Below are 15,696 nucleotides of genomic sequence, written 5' to 3'. Positions count from 1 at the left end.
GAGCTTAGACTATGGCACGTTCAGTCTGGAAAGGTCCGTTTGTTGATCGCCACGTTCTGCAAAAAGTGGAAAATGTGCGCAGCAGCGGCAAAAAAGAAGTGATTAAAACCTGGTCCCGTCGGTCCACGATTCTGCCGAACATGGTAGGTCTGACCTTCGGTGTACATAACGGTCAGAAATTCCTGCCCGTTCTGGTGACCGACCAAATGATCGGCCACAAGCTGGGCGAATTCGCGCCGACCCGTACCTACAAGGGTCACAGCGCCGATAAAAAAGCCGGCAAGTAATTAGCTGATAAGCGATTGAAGCAGTAAAGGACGAACCCAATGGGACAGGATGCAAATAAACGGCGCGCAGCTGCCAACGAAGCCCAGGCGATGGCCAAATATGTTGGCTCGAGCCCGCGTAAGCTGAATCTGGTAGCGCAAATGATCCGCGGCAAAAGCGCGGCCAAGGCGCTGGTTGACCTGGAATTTTCCACGAAGCATGCCGCACGCGATGTACAGCAAGTGCTGAAAGCTGCCGTGGCGAATGCGGAAAACAACCATAATCTGGATGTTGACCGTTTGTATGTTGCCGAAGCCACCGTTGGCAAATCGGTAAAAATGCGCCGCTTCCGTGCCCGTGCACGTGGTCGCGTAGGTCCGGTTGAGAAGTTTTTCAGCAACTTGACCATCGTTGTGCGTCAGCGCGACGCCGACTAAGCGAATAAACAGAGCGCATATAAAAGAGATTTGAAGGAGCAATAAGGTTATGGGTCAGAAGGTTAATCCTATCGGTATCCGCGTCGGTATCAACCGCACCTGGGATTCCCGCTGGTTTTCCGACCGCAACTATGCCGACCGGCTGGTTGAGGATCTGAAGCTGCGCGAATACGTGAAAGACAAGCTGAAAGCCGCTGGCATCAGCAAGGTCATCATTGAGCGCGCTGCCCAGAACACGAAAGTGACGATTCACGCGGCTCGCCCGGGTGTGATCATCGGCAAAAAAGGCGCCGACATTGAGAAACTGCGTAAGGATCTGTCGATCCGCGGCGGTTCCGATGTTTCGCTGAACATTGTTGAAATCCGCAAGCCGGAAGTTGACGCACAGCTGGTTGCTGAGGGCATTGCCCAGCAGCTGGAGCGCCGCGTGTCCTTCCGTCGTGCAATGAAGCGCGCCGTACAAAGCGCACTGCGTCTGGGTGGCCAAGGGATCCGTGTAAACGTATCCGGTCGTTTGGGCGGTGCTGACATCGCTCGTACCGAATGGTACCGCGAAGGCCGCGTGCCTCTGCACACACTGCGTGCTGACCTGGACTACGGCTTTGCCGAAGCACTGACGACCTTCGGGATCATCGGCGTGAAGGTATGGATCTACAAGGGCGATGTCCTGGAACATGATCCGCTGGCCCGCGACAAGCGCACTGAAACGACCCCGGCTTCTACCCCGCGTGGTTAATGACTGAATTTGAACGATTGAAGATGTGAGCGAAGACGATGCTGCAACCGAAAAAGACAAAATACCGCAAACAGCATAAAGGCCGTATCCACGGTCTGGCCACCAGCGGTGCGACTCTGGCTTTCGGCTCTTATGGCCTGAAAACCCTGGATCCGGATCGTCTGACCGCGCGTCAGATCGAGGCAGCTCGTCGTGCGATCACCCGTGCGATGAAGCGTCAGGGTAAAGTCTGGATCCGTGTATTCCCGGACGTCCCGGTATCCAAAAAGCCGCTGGAAGTGCGGATGGGTTCCGGTAAAGGCGCCCCGGAATTCTGGGCTGCACGGGTAAAACCGGGCCGTATCCTGTTCGAACTGGACGGTGTACCGGAAACTGTTGCTCGTGAGGCTCTGAGCCTGGCTGCGGCAAAACTGCCGGTTAAAACGAAATTCATTGCCCGTATTGGCGAATAAGCCCCGGGCCGAGTGTTAGGAGACGCGATATGAAAGCGGAAGACATTAAAGGCAAAACCGCCGACGAGCTGAAAAAGATGCTTGTTGACCTGAAACAGCAGCAAATGACCCTGCGTTTCCAGAAAGCTGGCGGCCAGCTGTCCAATACGGCACAAATCCGTGGCCTGCGCCGCGATATCGCCCGTATTCAGACGGTTTTAGAACAACAAAAAGGCGGTCCGACCGCGGCCAAGGCGAAAAGCCCGAAATCCGCGAAAAAGACCAAAGCCGCATAATAGAGATACGTAGGTAAGGAGCAAATACATGCCACGTCGCATTCTGGAAGGCAACGTCGTCAGCGACAAGATGGACAAAACCGTTACGGTTCTGGTCGAACGCCGCACGATGCACCCGGTGTACAAAAAATACATCCGGAAATCCGATAAATATGCTGCACATGACGAGCAGAATATGTATAAAGTCGGCGACCGCGTGCAGATCGAGGAATGCCGTCCTATCTCCAAGCGCAAATCCTGGCGCGTGGTGGCAGGTCTGGGCGATGCCGCGACCCGTCAAGCTCCGGAAGTGACCGAAAAGGCCGCTGCTGAGCCGAAGGCGAAAAAGGCTCCGGCGAAAGCTGGCGCGAAAACCGCCGCAGCAAAGAAACCGGCCGCGAAGAAAACCGCAGCCAAGAAAAAAGACGCCTAATTAAGGCGAACTGAAACGACCAAGTTTGAACGATTAAAGAAGGCAGAACGATCATGATCCAGATGGAATCAGAACTCGATGTAGCCGATAACAGCGGCGCGAAACGCGTTCAGTGCATTAAAGTACTGGGCGGGTCTCACCACAACTCCGCGAATATCGGTGATATCATCGTTGTTTCGGTAAAGGACGCCATTCCGCGCGGCCGCGTTAAAAAGGGTGATGTTCACCGCGCGGTTATTGTGCGCACGGCCCATGGTCTGAAGCGCGCGAACGGTGAGAAAATCCGCTTTGACAGCAACTCTGTTGTGCTGATCAACAAGCAGGGCGAGCCGATCGGAACCCGTATCTTTGGCCCCGTGACCCGTGAGCTGCGTGGCAAGGGCTACATGAAAATTATTTCTTTGGCGCCAGAGGTGCTGTAATGAGCAACGCAAAATTGAAAATCAAAAAGGGCGACAAAGTCGTCGTTCTGACTGGTAAAGACAAGACCAAAACCGGTGAAGTTCTGAAGGTATTCCCGGAAGACAACCGTGTTCTGGTTCAAGGTATCAACCTGGCGAAAAAACACACGAAGCCGTCGGCGACGAGTGCAGGTGGTATCGAGACCAAGGAAATGCCGATCCACGCGTCTAACGTGGCTCTGATTGATCCGAAGTCGAACAAGCCGACCCGGGTGGGTTACACGACCCTGAAGGACGGTAAAAAGGTCCGCGTAGCACGACGCTCCGGCGAAACTCTTGATAAATAAGTGATGAAGGATACGGCGATGACAACGAAGCCCCGTTTCCAGGTGATGTACGAAAAAGACATCAAACCGGCGCTGAAACAAAAATACGGTTACAAGAACGATATGCAGATCCCGCGTCTGGATAAAATCGTTCTGAACATGGGCGTAGGCGAAGCCACGACCAACCGCGCACACATTGATAACGCTGTAAACGATCTGGCAGCGATCTCCGGTCAAAAGCCGCTGATCACGCATGCTCGCAAAGCGAACGCCTCTTTCAAAATTCGTGAAAACATGGCGATCGGTTGCAAAGTGACGTTGCGTCGTGCGCACATGTACGAATTCCTGGATCGTCTGGTCACGATCGCGCTGCCGCGCGTTCGCGACTTCCGCGGCATCAATGGTCGCAGCTTTGACGGTCGCGGTAACTACGCGATGGGCCTGAAGGAACAGATCGTGTTCCCCGAGATCGACTACGATAAAGTTGATCAAATGCGCGGGATGGACATCATCATCTGCACCACGGCGAAATCCGACGAAGAAGCAAAAGAGCTTCTGCGCGGTTTCATGATGCCCTTCCGCAACTAATACGATTGAGATATTTGGAGGAAAAGGCCTATGGCTAAGACATGTTCAGTGATCCGGAACGACAAACGCCGCAAATTGGTTAAGCGTTATGCAACCAAACGTGCTGCGCTGAAAGCCCAGATCAGCGATCGCTCGGCATCCCCGGAAGATCGTTTCAAGGCTGTTCTGGAACTTGCGGAACTGCCGCGTAACTCGGCGAAAAACCGTGTTCGCAACCGTTGCGCGCTGACCGGTCGTCCGCGTTCCAACTATCGCAAGTTCAACTTGTGCCGAAATGCACTGCGTCTTCTGGCATCCCGTGGCGAACTGCCTGGTGTGACGAAGTCGAGCTGGTAACCAGCGGCTGGTCCTTTTTATAAGGGGCCGCACAGGACCAAACGAAGTTTTTTTAAGAAGGAAGAACAAACGATGTCAATGAGCGATCCACTTGGAGATATGCTGACCCGCATCCGTAACGGTCAAGGCGCGAAGAAAGAAGTCGTGACCTGCCCGGCCTCTAAACTGCGCGGACGGGTTCTGGACGTTCTGAAACGCGAAGGCTACATCCGTGGCTGGAGCGAAACGAAAAACGATCGCGGCCATGCTGAGCTGCAGATCGAACTGAAATATGACCAGGGCCAACCGGTGATCCAGGAGATCAGCCGTGTGTCCAAGCCGGGTCGTCGTGTTTACGTGAAAGTGACGGAAATTCCGCGCGTTTACAACGGTCTGGGTATCGCTGTTGTGTCGACACCGAATGGTGTTATGGCCGACCACGAAGCCCGTGAACAGAACGTTGGCGGCGAAATTCTCTGCCGCATCTTCTAATTTTGAAAGGTTGAAGACGATGTCCCGGATTGGCAAAAACCCCGTGATCGTTCCCGATGGTGTAACCGTCGAAGTTAAAGGTCAAGACGTGAAGGTCAAAGGCAAGCTCGGTGAGCTGACCCTGACCGTGCATGAAGCTGTGTCTGTAAAGCTGGAAGAGGGCGGCAAGCAAGTCGTTCTGGCCCCGCTGTCGGAAGAGCGTAAGCTGCGCATGTTGTGGCCGACCTTCCGCAACCACATCAAGAACATGGTTGTGGGCGTGAGCGAAGGCTACACCAAAAACCTGGACATCCAGGGCGTTGGTTATCGTGCGAACCTGCAGGGCAGCACGCTGGTTCTGCAACTGGGTTACAGCCACGACATTCAATACGCTGTTCCGAGCGACATTAAAGTTGCCGTAGACAAGCAAACGAAAATCAGCATTTCTGGTATCGACAAACAAAAAGTCGGTCAGGTTGCTGCGGAGATCATCTCCTACCGTCCGCCAGAGCCGTACAAAGGCAAAGGTATCCGTTACGAGGGTCAGCAGATCCTGCGTAAAGAAGGCAAGAAGAAGTAAGAATTAGAGGCAAGAGGACCGTATCATGGCCAAGGGTTTGACATCACAACAACGCCGCACGTTCCGGACGCGCAACAAGCTGCGTCAGGTTAACGTAGCACGTTCCGGGCAAAAGCTGGCCCGTCCGCGTCTGTCTGTGCATCGCACCGGCAAAGGCATCTATGCCCAAGTGATTGATGATGTGCGCGGCGTTACGCTTGCGGCAGCATCGTCCATGGACAAAGAGCTGAAGCTGAAAAACGGCGGCAACAAAGAAGCAGCTCACAAAGTGGGCAAGCTGGTTGCTGAACGCGCGAAGAAAGCTGGCGTTACGCTGGTTCAATTCGACCGCGGTGGTTACGTCTATCATGGCCGTGTTAAGGCTGTGGCTGACGGTGCCCGTGAAGCCGGCTTGGAATTCTAAGAATTTATTGAGGAGCTAAGGATCAAACATGTCCAGCGCAGAAGCAACAGCAACACCATCTGAAAACAAACGCGAACGCGGTGGCCGTGATCGTGATGGTAAAGGCGGCAAACGCCGTGACGACCGCAACAGCAACGAGCCGCGCGAGCGCGAAGAGTCGGAGCTGATCGAGCGTCTGGTTGGTATTAACCGCGTTGCCAAAGTGGTTAAGGGTGGTCGCCGTTTCGGTTTCGCCGCTCTGGTCGTTGTTGGTGATGGTAAAGGCCGCGTTGGTTTCGGCAGTGCCAAAGCCCGCGAAGTTCCCGATGCAATCCGCAAAGCCACCGATCAGGCCAAACGCGCCATGATCCGCGTGCCGCTGCGCGAAGCCCGTACACTGCACCACGATATTGCTGGCCGTGATGGCGCCGGTCGCGTATTCCTGCGCTCTGCCCCTCCGGGTACCGGTATCATCGCAGGTGGTCCGCTGCGTGCGATTTTTGAAGCCCTGGGCGTTCAGGACGTTGTGGCCAAGAAAATTGGTTCCAACAACCCGTACACCATGGTGAACGCGACTTTCGCTGCCCTGAAAGGCATGCAGAGCCCGCGTCAGGTTGCATCCCGTCGCAGCAAAAAAGTTGGCGACATTGTTGCCAGCCGTGAAGCCGCCCGTGGTGCCGCTGAGCAAGCGATTGCCGCAGCTGAAGAAGAATAAGTCGATATACGTTTAATATAGAGGACCGATCCGATGTCTGAGGAAAAAGCGAAAAAAGCAGCCCCGAAAAAGGCTGCGGCTAAATCCGGTAAAATGGTACGCGTGACGCAAATCCGCAGTGCAGCCGGTCGCTATGATTATCAGGAAGCCACGCTGAAAGGCCTGGGCCTGAACAAGATCAACCGCTCTCGCGAACTGGAAGATACTCCGTCCGTGCGTGGCATGATCAATGCGGTACAACACCTGGTGAAAGTTGAAGACGTCGCCTAATTGGCCCGTCTTTCTGTGAAGGAAAGGTTTTAACGATGAAACTCAATGAGCTGCAACCCCAAGAGGGTTCCGTTAAGCGCCGCATGATTGTCGGTCGTGGTATCGGCTCTGGCAAAGGCAAAACTTGCGGCCGTGGCGTAAAAGGTCAGAAAGCCCGTACCGGCGTTTCGATCCAAGGCTTCGAGGGTGGTCAGATGCCTCTGTACCGTCGTCTGCCGAAACGCGGCTTCGTGAACATTTTCGCAAAAGATTATGCGGAGGTGACACTGGCTCGCCTGCAGGAAGCCATCGACTCCAAAATTCTGGATGTTAAAGGCGTTGTTGATGAGAAAGCATTGGTGAAAGCCGGTGTGATCCGCCGCAGCAAAGACGGTGTTCGTCTGCTGGGCAAAGGCACGCTGAAATCCAAGATCGACCTGAAACTGTCCGGTGCGACCGATGCGGCTGTGAAAGCTGTTGAGAAAGCCGGCGGTAAAGTCGAAATCTCCGTTTTCGTGCCGAAGCCGTTCGGTAAAAAAGCCACTGGCGCGAAAAGCGGCAAGGCGAAGAAAAAGAAATAATTGGCAGCTCCGTCGGAGCGCTGAAAGAGATAGAAGCCCGGTTGGAAAAATCCACCGGGCTTTTTCTTTTTTATGGTGTGCCCGAGCGCTGTGCTGCTTTTGGGCGTCGGGACGGGAAAAAGACTGTTATCCTCCATGCTTAGGGCTTGTGTCGGCCTCCCGTTTTCTCTAAACCTTTAAGGGTCTGCGCGCCCCTTTTGGGCTCCGCGCTCTTTCGTGTTTTGTATCGTATTGATCAAGGTTTGAAGCGATGCCATCTGCCGTAGAACAGCTTGCAAAAAATGCCAATTGGGGTGCGCTTGCAAAAGCAACCGAGCTGAAAAAACGTTTGCTGTTTGTGATTCTGGCCCTGCTGGTTTACCGGTTGGGGACATACATTCCCGTGCCGGGAATCAACCCGCATGTGTGGGCCGAAATCTTCACGCAAAAGGGTGGCGGTATCCTGGACATGTTCAACATGTTTTCCGGTGGCGCGCTCCAGCGTATGACGATTTTTGCGTTGAACATTATGCCGTATATTTCGGCCTCGATTATCATGCAGCTGGCGTCATCCATGTCGCCAAAGCTGGAGGCGATGAAGAAGGAAGGCGAAAGCGGTCGCGCGAAGATCAACCAATATACCCGCTTCCTGACTGTGATGTTGGCGACGGTGCAGGCCTATGGTCTGGCCGTTGGTCTGGAAAGCATGCAGGGTGCAAGCGGCTCTGCTGTGATTGATCCGGGCATGTTCTTCCGTATCTCGACGGTCATCACCATTGTTGGCGGTACTGTGTTCCTGATGTGGCTGGGTGAACAAATCACCGCGCGCGGTATCGGTAACGGCATTTCGCTGATCATCTTCGCTGGTATCGTGGCCGAATTGCCGCGCGCTATTGCCAGCACGCTGGAACTGGGACGTCAGGGAACGTTCAGCTTTATTGAGCTGTTCATCATGGCTGCGATGGTTGTTGGTGTGATCACGTTCATCGTGTTCATGGAACGCGCACAACGTCGCGTGCTGGTGCAATATCCGAAGCGCCAGATTGGCAACGGCATGATGGCGGGTGAACAAAACCACATCCCGCTGAAGCTGAACACCGCCGGTGTTATTCCGCCGATCTTCGCATCGTCTTTGCTGTTGCTGCCGTTGACCATTGTTGGTTTTTCCGGTGCATCGGGCAATGATTTCACGGCGACGCTGGCGCAGTGGCTGCAACACGGTTCGCCGACCTACATGATTTTGTATGGTCTGCTGATCGCGTTCTTCTGCTTCTTCTATACCGCGATTGTTTTCAATCCGACGGAGAACGCGGACATGTTGCGCAAGTATGGCGGCTTTATTCCGGGTATCCGTCCGGGTAAGTCCACAGCGGATTATCTGGATTACGTTCTGACGCGTATTACGATGGTGGGTGCGGCGTATCTGTGCCTGATCTGTCTGTTGCCGGAAGTGCTGGTCGCGAAATACAGCATGCCGTTCTATCTGGGCGGGACCAGCTTGCTGATCGTTGTGTCGGTGACGATGGATACAGTCGCGCAAATCCACTCCCACATGATCGCCCATCAATATGAAGGGCTGTTGAAGAAAGCAAAATTAGGAGGCCGCCGTCGATGATGAATTTGATTCTTCTGGGCCCACCGGGCGCAGGCAAAGGCACACAGGCAAAAAAGCTGGAAGACAAATACGGTCTGAAGCAGCTCTCCACTGGTGACATGTTGCGCGCCGAGGTGGCCGCCGGCACCGATCTGGGCAAACAGGCGAAGGCCGTGATGGATGCGGGTGGATTGGTGTCCGATGACATCATCATCGCGATGATCGAAAACCGTATCCAGCAAGCCGATTGTGCCAAGGGCGTTATTTTCGATGGTTTCCCGCGTACCGTGGCACAGGCCGCGGCGTTGGAAACAATGCTGGCGAAAAAAGGCCACCCGTTGCTGGCCGCAATTGAATTGCAGGTTGATGAAGCCATTCTGGTCGATCGTCTGAATAAACGCGTTGCTGAAATGCAATCACGTGGCGAGGCCGTGCGGAGCGATGACAACGAAGAAACGCTGCGCAAGCGTTTGCAGGAGTTCCGCAACAAAACTGCGCCGATCATTCCGTTCTATCAGGGCAAGAGCCTGCTGCGTTCTGTTGACGGCATGGCCAGCATTGATGTCGTGGAAGCCGCGATTGATAAAATCCTGGTTGGCAGTGGTGCGGGGGCCGCGCCCAGTGCGCCGTCGGCCCAACACCCATAAAATTTTAGGGAGCCTCCAGACGAAAATCCGGGGGCTCTTTTTTATTTCAGAGATTGATTTTTTGACGAGGTTTGAAATGACACAATTGGTACAGGTCAAAGATTATGACCCGATGATGATGGATGACGCCGATCTGGCCCCGATTTTTAACGCGGTGGCCGCCACGGTGAATCCGAATGAGTTGCAGGCCTACGTCGTGGCGATCGAGGCCCGCGATGGTGCTCCTCTGGCTCCGGCGGATTTGCACAGGATCGCCCATTATCCCAAAAGCCTGGCGCGCAGCTTTTCGGTCGTGGTTTCGGCCAATCTGGGGATTGCCCTTGGGGGGCTGGGGCAGGCCCATGACGTGCCGACATTGACGCAGGCCCTGACCCAGGTTCGTGATGATGGGGTGGCGCATTTTCGGGCCCAGCGTCAGCCGGAACGGACCGCGCATGACCGGGCCCATAATGCGCATGTCATGTTAATGGGGGCTGTTTACCGTTCTTATTGCGATGAGTTGATCCTGAATCTGCCTTAATATTTTCCATAAATATTAAATTCGGGCAAAAACGCGGTTTTGCGATCGTCTTTTTGTGGTTTTAGGGGGCGGGTTTTGCCAGGAATCGGTTTTCCAATAAAGGGCCGTAAAAACCGCAGTTTTCCACAGCTTTTTCTATTGACGCGGGTGCGGAAATAGCTATACTCCGCCCGTCTTTCCCTGTGGGAAGGACTCTCAATTCCGTTGTAAATCAGCGGCTTGAGGTTGGTATACGAACCGGCGTCCCCCGCATTTTGCGCTTGGGATTTTACGGTTCGGTTTGAAATCGACAATCAAAGGAGAAAGAAAGTGGCACGTATTGCTGGTGTCAACGTTCCCGATAAGAAACGCGTTCCAATCGCGTTGACTTACATTCACGGGATCGGCCGTACGACGGCGTTCAAAATGTGCGAAAAACTGGGCCTCGATGTTCAGCGCCGCATGCACGAACTGACCGAAGATGAACTGAACCTCATCCGTAAAGAAATTGAAAACGGTGGTTTCCTGATCGAGGGTGACCTGCGCCGTGAAATTTCCCTGAACATTAAACGTCTGATGGATATGGCTTGCTATCGCGGCCTGCGCCATCGTCGTAACTTGCCTGTTCGCGGCCAACGCACCAAGACCAACGCGCGCACGCGCAAAGGTCCGGCGAAGCCGATCGCAGGTAAGAAACAAGCAACCAAGAAATAAGTAACGGAGGCATAAGATCATGGCTAAGGCTGAAAAAGCTGGCGTTCGTATGCGCCGTAAAGAACGTAAGAACATCACCTCTGGCGTTGTTCACGTGAATTCTACGTTCAACAACACCATCATCACCATCACCGACGCACAGGGTAACACCGTGTCCTGGTGCTCTTCGGGGACGATGGGTTTCAAAGGGTCTCGTAAATCCACCCCGTATGCCGCACAGGTTGCCGCTGAACAAGCTGGCCGCAAGGCGCAGGAACACGGGATGAAAGAACTGGATGTTGAAGTGAAGGGCCCGGGTTCGGGTCGTGAATCCGCACTGCGCGCTTTGCAGTCGATTGGCTTCACCATTCGTTCGATCAAGGACATTACGCCGATCCCGCACAACGGCGTTCGTCCGCGTAAACGTCGTCGCGTTTAATAAAATTCTGGTCCGGTCCCTGCGCTTCGCGGGGGCCGGGTCTTCTCTTTGCGTTACGATATGATTCTGAAAGACTGTTGAGATAAAGGGGATTCACCTTGATACAGAAAAACTGGCAGGAACTGATTAAACCGTCGAAAATTGACATCGAACATGGCTCTGACGCCCGTTCGATCGGCAAAATCGTGGCCGAGCCGCTGGAGCGTGGTTTTGGCCTGACGCTGGGCAACGCCCTGCGCCGTATTCTGCTGTCCTCTCTGCAAGGTGCGGCTGTTACCGCTGTGCAGATTGATGGCGTTCTGCACGAGTTCTCCTCCATCGAAGGCGTTCGCGAGGATGTAACGGACATCGTTCTGAACATCAAAGCAATCGCTGTGCGCATGCACGTTGAAGGCCCGAAGAAAATGCGTCTGCACGCTGAAGGTCCATGCGAAGTGACCGCCGGCATGATCGAAGCTGGCGCTGACATCGAAATCATGAACCCGGACCTCGTGATCTGCACGCTGGACAAGGGCGCGAAACTGAACATGGAAATGACGGTCAACACCGGCAAGGGTTATCGCCCGGCTGCGCTGAACCGTCCGGAAGAAGCGCCGGTTGGTTTGATCCCGGTTGACTCCGTGTTCTCCCCGGTTCGTAAAGTTTCTTACGAAGTTGAAAACGCCCGCGTTGGCCAAATCACCGACTATGATAAACTGACGCTGAACATTGAAACCAATGGCGTGATTTCTCCGGAAGATGCCGTGGCCTATGCCGCACGCATCATGCAAGACCAGTTGCAAGTCTTCATCAACTTTGAAGAGCCGAAAGCCGCTGAGTCCCGTGAAGAAGCACACGAACTGCCGTTCAACAAAAACCTGCTGCGCAAAGTTGACGAACTGGAACTGTCCGTTCGCTCTGCAAACTGCTTGAAGAACGACAACATTGTTTACATCGGTGACCTGGTCCAGAAATCCGAAGCCGACATGCTGCGTACGCCGAACTTCGGCCGCAAGTCGCTGAACGAGATCAAGGAAGTGCTGACAATCATGGGTCTGCATCTGGGTATGCAGGTCGAGGGTTGGCCGCCAGAGAATATCGAAGACCTGGCCCGTAAAGTTGACGAGCCGTTCTAATCAGATGAAGGGATGATCGGATGAACAGATGATCGGTTTTATTTTTCCGATCATCCGGTAATCCGGTCATCTGATCATCTTAAAAAGGGCATGGTGCCCGCCTCTGTCCTCAATGCTTGGTTTTTTGATCGGCATGTTGATAGAAAACACAATGGTTCTTCCGAGGAAGACCGCAGACGTTGGAGTGAAGTAAATGAAACACGGTATTAAACAGCGTAAATTGGGCCGTAAAAGCCAGCACCGCAAAGCCACATTCGCAAACATGTCGGCCGCACTGGTGAAACATGAGCAGATCACGACGACTCTGCCGAAAGCCAAGGAACTGCGTCCGTTCACCGAGAAATTGGTAACGCTGGCGAAAAAAGGTGGTTTGGCCAACCGTCGCCGCGCAATCGCAATCATGCGCGACGAAGTTCAAGTTGGTAAACTGTTCGACGTTCTGGCCGATCGTTACAAAGACCGTAACGGTGGCTACATCCGCATCATGAAAGCTGGCTTCCGTTATGGTGACGCCGCGCCGATGGCTGTGATCGAATTCGTTGATCGCGACGTATCCGCAAAAGGTCAGGACAGCGGTCCGACCATGCTGGGTGAAGACGTAGCAAGCGAATACGAAGTTGGCGAAGAAGGCGAACTGAAAGCCGCCAAACCGAAAAAGGCCCCGGCAGCGAAAAAGCCGGCCGCAAAGAAAGCCGCCCCGAAAAAGGACGCCGCTGAAAAGAAACCGGCCGCTAAAAAAGCTCCGGCCCAGAAAAAAGATGGGAAAAAAGAAGCTGAAAAAGACGCGGAATAATCCCGTTTTCAGTTTTAAGGAAACAAAGGCCACCGTTTTGGTGGCCTTTTTTCTTGTGATTTTTGGAGCAGGGTTTTGGGGTGGATTCATGTATCATAGGATATGATCAGCGCCCCGGCCTATCCGAAAGATTTGCCTGTATTGACCAGCTTGCGGTTCTTCGCCGCGATGGTCGTTGTGATCCATCATTTTCGTTATTTTACGCCGTTTGATCCGTTGGCCTATACGGGTTTTCTGCATGAAGGTTATCTGGCGGTTGATTTCTTTTTCATCCTGAGCGGTTTTATCCTGACCCATGTTTACGGGCCGGAATGGCGGGCGGGGAACATGCGGGTGCGGGATTTTGTCGCACGGCGTTTTGCGCGCATCTATCCGCTACATTTCGTGACCTTGCTGTTTATGGTCGTTGTTGCATTGACGCCGTTCCGTTTTGGACCCGTGGGGCTGTGGCCCGGCGAGTTTCCGCTTCTGTCATTGCTGAACAATTTTTTGATGATTCAAAGTTGGGGGATGGAAGGTGGATTAACATTTAATGTGCCGTCCTGGTCGATTGCGGCTGAATGGTTTGCATACCTGTCTTTTCCTCTGGTTTTGCCTGTCATGATGGGGTTGCGGCCCGGGCGAGCGTTGCTTGTTGTTGCCGGGTTGTATGGATATGTGTGGTTGATGTCCTTTGGTATGGATCCAACGCGCCCCTTTACGACATACAGTTTTGATTGTTCGATCTTGCGGGTTATGCCGGATTTTATTCTGGGTATTGCTTTGTACCGCTGGTCTGCAACCCGCCCTGTTTCAGGGGCTGCCGGGGTTCAGCTTTTTGCGGCGGCTTGTCTGGCTGTTGCGCTGATGCACGTGCGGGCGCCTGACATTGTTTTGATCCCGATTTTTTGCTGGATGATCCGTTTGGGGGCGGATATGTCGCGGGTGCCAGAGGGGCAGGCCCCTGCGGCACAGTCCGGCTGGCTGGCGCATAAATCTGCGATTTGGTTGGGGGATATTTCCTATGCGCTTTACATGGTGCATTACCCGGTGATGGTTGTTGTCTTGCTGGGGGCGCATATGGTGCTGCCCGGGGATCTGTATGCGGGGTTGTTCCCGGTCCTGGCCTTGGCTGTGGTTATGGTCAGTCTGGCTCTTTCGGCTTTTCTTTACAGAATCCTGGAGGTTCCTGCGCGCCGTTCTGTTTATGCGATCCTGATGGCGAAGCCCCCCTTGAGACGTGCACCCGATCATCCTAAATAATAGAGGCTATGACCCGTTTTATTGCATCCTTGTTGGCTGTCCTTTGTTTGTCCGCCCCGGCTTTGGCGCAGGACATCCCCCGTCTTGTCCCGCAATCACAGGCGCAGATGAATCTCTCTTTTGCCCCGCTGGTGCAAAAGGTGGCCCCGGCGGTGGTGAATATTTATACCAGCCGCACCATCACCCGCCGCGCCCATCCGTTTATGAGCGACCCGTTTTTCGAACAGTTTTTCGGTGATGCGTTTCCGTACTCTGGCGGCGGATTGACGCGGCAGAAGGTTGAAAACGCGCTCGGGTCCGGCGTGATCGTCGATGCCGCCGGTGTGGTGATTACCAACGTTCATGTGATCGACGGGGCGGATGAAATCCGTGTGGTCTTGGCCGATGGGCGGGAGTTTCCGGCGCGCGTCAGCGTGCGGGATGAACCCTCCGACATTGCGGTTTTGCGCGTCGATGCAGAGGGTGAAAAACTGCCCTTCGCGCCGTTGCGGGCCAGTGAAACGGCGCAGGTGGGGGATCTGGTTCTGGCCATTGGCAATCCGTTTGGTGTGGGCCAGACAGTGACCAGCGGTATTATTTCCGCTTTGGCGCGGTCCAGCCTGAACATCAATGATTTCAATTTCTTTATCCAGACCGACGCAGCGATTAACCCCGGCAATTCCGGTGGGCCGCTGGTGGCGATGGATGGTGGTGTAATTGGCATTAACACGGCGATTTATTCCCGCGATGGCGGGTCGCTGGGCATTGGCTTCGCCGTGCCCTCCGAAATGGTGATGAGCGTGATGGATGCCGAAGAAAACGCCGTCGATGGCAGCCGCAGTGTGGTGCGCCCGTGGCTGGGGATTACGGCGCAAAGCGTAACAGCGGATATTGCAGAATCTCTCGGCCTCGATCGTCCGGCGGGTGTTCTGGTCGCCAAATTGCATACCGCCAGCCCGTTGCACAAAGCTGGTGTGAAGGCAGGCGATTTAATCGTGGCGGTCAATGGCCACGCAATCGCCGATCCATCGGAAATGAAATACCGCATGGCGACAACCAAAATTGGCGGCAAGGCCGACATGACGATTATGCGTCAGGGCAAGACGCGTGATGTGAAGGTGGCCGCCATTGCGCCACCGGATGAACCGGCCCGCAAAAAACAATTGATCAAGGGTGAAAACCCGCTGTCCGGCGCGACTTTGGTCAACATGAATCCGGCGGTGGTGGCCGAGCTGGGCTTCGGCGATGCCAGTGACGATCACGCGGGCGTTGTTGTGATTGGCGTCGAGGATCGCTCCATCGCGACACGCTTCGTCCGCCCCGGCGACAAGCTGGTCGAGGTCAATGGCGTCGCGATTGAAACGACCGATGATGCCAGACAGGCGCTGTCCCGCGCGGGGCGCGGCGGCATCTGGGCCATCACGCTGGAACGCAATGGCCGCAAACAGCAGATTGTTATTCGGTGACGCGGGTGAGCCTGCGGCCCGATTGTGGAATATGTCAATAATGAGCGCTTGTCTTTAGGGTAA

At 54.4% G+C, this 15,696-nt stretch carries 23 protein-coding genes and 2 pseudogenes; all 25 read left to right on the top strand.

Annotated elements, in window-relative coordinates; translation table 11 throughout:
- Positions 1-11: 11 nt before the first annotated feature.
- The 25 genes and pseudogenes from rpsS (at position 12) to MICA_RS10035 (ending at position 15,633) form a co-directional block, all read left to right on the top strand.
- Positions 12-287, top strand: a complete 276-nt coding sequence (gene rpsS, locus MICA_RS10155; RefSeq protein WP_014103660.1) for a 30S ribosomal protein S19 — start codon at positions 12-14, stop codon at positions 285-287.
- A gap of 39 nt (positions 288-326) precedes the next feature.
- Complete coding sequence (rplV, locus tag MICA_RS10150) at positions 327-704, top strand: 50S ribosomal protein L22 (RefSeq protein ID WP_014103659.1); 378 nt, start codon at positions 327-329, stop codon at positions 702-704.
- Positions 705-753: 49 nt separating this feature from the next.
- Positions 754-1,440 carry a 30S ribosomal protein S3 gene (rpsC, locus tag MICA_RS10145; RefSeq protein WP_014103658.1) on the top strand — a complete coding sequence of 229 codons (687 nt, stop codon included), beginning with the start codon at positions 754-756 and terminating at the stop codon, positions 1,438-1,440.
- A 38-nt stretch (positions 1,441-1,478) separates the two neighbouring features.
- Positions 1,479-1,892, top strand: coding sequence for a 50S ribosomal protein L16 (gene rplP, locus MICA_RS10140; RefSeq protein WP_014103657.1), 414 nt, complete (start codon positions 1,479-1,481; stop codon positions 1,890-1,892).
- A 29-nt stretch (positions 1,893-1,921) separates the two neighbouring features.
- On the top strand, positions 1,922-2,167 hold the full coding sequence (gene rpmC / locus MICA_RS10135; RefSeq protein WP_014103656.1) for a 50S ribosomal protein L29: 246 nt from the start codon (positions 1,922-1,924) through the stop codon (positions 2,165-2,167).
- 28 nt (positions 2,168-2,195) lie between these two features.
- Positions 2,196-2,450 (top strand): annotated as a pseudogene (gene rpsQ, locus MICA_RS12350) (30S ribosomal protein S17); the annotation flags it as partial.
- A 182-nt stretch (positions 2,451-2,632) separates the two neighbouring features.
- A complete protein-coding gene (rplN, locus tag MICA_RS10125) occupies positions 2,633-3,001 on the top strand; it encodes a 50S ribosomal protein L14 (protein WP_014103654.1) in 369 nt (122 codons plus the stop codon).
- Positions 3,001-3,327: a 50S ribosomal protein L24 gene (gene rplX, locus MICA_RS10120; protein ID WP_014103653.1), complete on the top strand. Its 327-nt coding sequence runs from the start codon at positions 3,001-3,003 to the stop codon at positions 3,325-3,327. Before rplN ends, rplX begins: the two co-directional genes overlap by 1 nt.
- A gap of 18 nt (positions 3,328-3,345) precedes the next feature.
- The gene (gene rplE / locus MICA_RS10115) at positions 3,346-3,894 is read left to right on the top strand and encodes a 50S ribosomal protein L5 (RefSeq protein WP_014103652.1); all 549 of its coding nucleotides are present in this window, start codon (positions 3,346-3,348) and stop codon (positions 3,892-3,894) included.
- A gap of 30 nt (positions 3,895-3,924) precedes the next feature.
- The gene (gene rpsN / locus MICA_RS10110) at positions 3,925-4,230 is read left to right on the top strand and encodes a 30S ribosomal protein S14 (protein ID WP_041794052.1); all 306 of its coding nucleotides are present in this window, start codon (positions 3,925-3,927) and stop codon (positions 4,228-4,230) included.
- Between the two features lie 72 nt (positions 4,231-4,302).
- The gene (gene rpsH, locus MICA_RS10105; protein WP_014103650.1) at positions 4,303-4,701 is read left to right on the top strand and encodes a 30S ribosomal protein S8; all 399 of its coding nucleotides are present in this window, start codon (positions 4,303-4,305) and stop codon (positions 4,699-4,701) included.
- A gap of 19 nt (positions 4,702-4,720) precedes the next feature.
- Positions 4,721-5,260 carry a 50S ribosomal protein L6 gene (gene rplF, locus MICA_RS10100; protein WP_014103649.1) on the top strand — a complete coding sequence of 180 codons (540 nt, stop codon included), beginning with the start codon at positions 4,721-4,723 and terminating at the stop codon, positions 5,258-5,260.
- 25 nt (positions 5,261-5,285) lie between these two features.
- Positions 5,286-5,663: a 50S ribosomal protein L18 gene (rplR, locus tag MICA_RS10095; RefSeq protein ID WP_014103648.1), complete on the top strand. Its 378-nt coding sequence runs from the start codon at positions 5,286-5,288 to the stop codon at positions 5,661-5,663.
- A 28-nt stretch (positions 5,664-5,691) separates the two neighbouring features.
- Complete coding sequence (gene rpsE, locus MICA_RS10090; RefSeq protein WP_014103647.1) at positions 5,692-6,357, top strand: 30S ribosomal protein S5; 666 nt, start codon at positions 5,692-5,694, stop codon at positions 6,355-6,357.
- Between the two features lie 33 nt (positions 6,358-6,390).
- Positions 6,391-6,627: a 50S ribosomal protein L30 gene (gene rpmD, locus MICA_RS10085; protein ID WP_014103646.1), complete on the top strand. Its 237-nt coding sequence runs from the start codon at positions 6,391-6,393 to the stop codon at positions 6,625-6,627.
- A gap of 35 nt (positions 6,628-6,662) precedes the next feature.
- Positions 6,663-7,187 carry a 50S ribosomal protein L15 gene (gene rplO / locus MICA_RS10080; protein ID WP_014103645.1) on the top strand — a complete coding sequence of 175 codons (525 nt, stop codon included), beginning with the start codon at positions 6,663-6,665 and terminating at the stop codon, positions 7,185-7,187.
- A 250-nt stretch (positions 7,188-7,437) separates the two neighbouring features.
- Positions 7,438-8,781, top strand: a complete 1,344-nt coding sequence (gene secY, locus MICA_RS10075) for a preprotein translocase subunit SecY (RefSeq protein WP_014103644.1) — start codon at positions 7,438-7,440, stop codon at positions 8,779-8,781.
- Positions 8,781-9,407 carry an adenylate kinase gene (locus tag MICA_RS10070; RefSeq protein ID WP_014103643.1) on the top strand — a complete coding sequence of 209 codons (627 nt, stop codon included), beginning with the start codon at positions 8,781-8,783 and terminating at the stop codon, positions 9,405-9,407. Before secY ends, MICA_RS10070 begins: the two co-directional genes overlap by 1 nt.
- 76 nt (positions 9,408-9,483) lie before the next feature.
- Complete coding sequence (locus tag MICA_RS10065) at positions 9,484-9,927, top strand: hypothetical protein (RefSeq protein WP_014103642.1); 444 nt, start codon at positions 9,484-9,486, stop codon at positions 9,925-9,927.
- Between the two features lie 309 nt (positions 9,928-10,236).
- Positions 10,237-10,620, top strand: coding sequence for a 30S ribosomal protein S13 (rpsM, locus tag MICA_RS10060; RefSeq protein ID WP_014103641.1), 384 nt, complete (start codon positions 10,237-10,239; stop codon positions 10,618-10,620).
- A 19-nt stretch (positions 10,621-10,639) separates the two neighbouring features.
- Positions 10,640-11,038 (top strand): 30S ribosomal protein S11, encoded by a 399-nt coding sequence (gene rpsK / locus MICA_RS10055; RefSeq protein ID WP_014103640.1) that lies wholly within the window; start codon positions 10,640-10,642, stop codon positions 11,036-11,038.
- A 98-nt stretch (positions 11,039-11,136) separates the two neighbouring features.
- Entirely contained in the window at positions 11,137-12,153 is a 1,017-nt protein-coding gene (locus MICA_RS10050; protein ID WP_014103639.1) for a DNA-directed RNA polymerase subunit alpha, read from the top strand.
- Between the two features lie 193 nt (positions 12,154-12,346).
- Positions 12,347-12,733, top strand: a pseudogene (gene rplQ, locus MICA_RS12345) (50S ribosomal protein L17); the annotation flags it as partial.
- Between the two features lie 315 nt (positions 12,734-13,048).
- A complete protein-coding gene (locus MICA_RS10040; RefSeq protein ID WP_014103637.1) occupies positions 13,049-14,188 on the top strand; it encodes an acyltransferase family protein in 1,140 nt (379 codons plus the stop codon).
- An 8-nt stretch (positions 14,189-14,196) separates the two neighbouring features.
- Complete coding sequence (locus MICA_RS10035) at positions 14,197-15,633, top strand: Do family serine endopeptidase (protein WP_014103636.1); 1,437 nt, start codon at positions 14,197-14,199, stop codon at positions 15,631-15,633.
- Positions 15,634-15,696: the final 63 nt, after the last annotated feature.

This window comes from Micavibrio aeruginosavorus ARL-13 (assembly GCF_000226315.1).
Classification (GTDB): domain Bacteria; phylum Pseudomonadota; class Alphaproteobacteria; order Micavibrionales; family Micavibrionaceae; genus Micavibrio; species Micavibrio aeruginosavorus_B.
The sequence above is the reverse complement of the archived record's forward strand: the minus strand, read 5'-3'. Positions and strand labels throughout refer to the sequence as shown.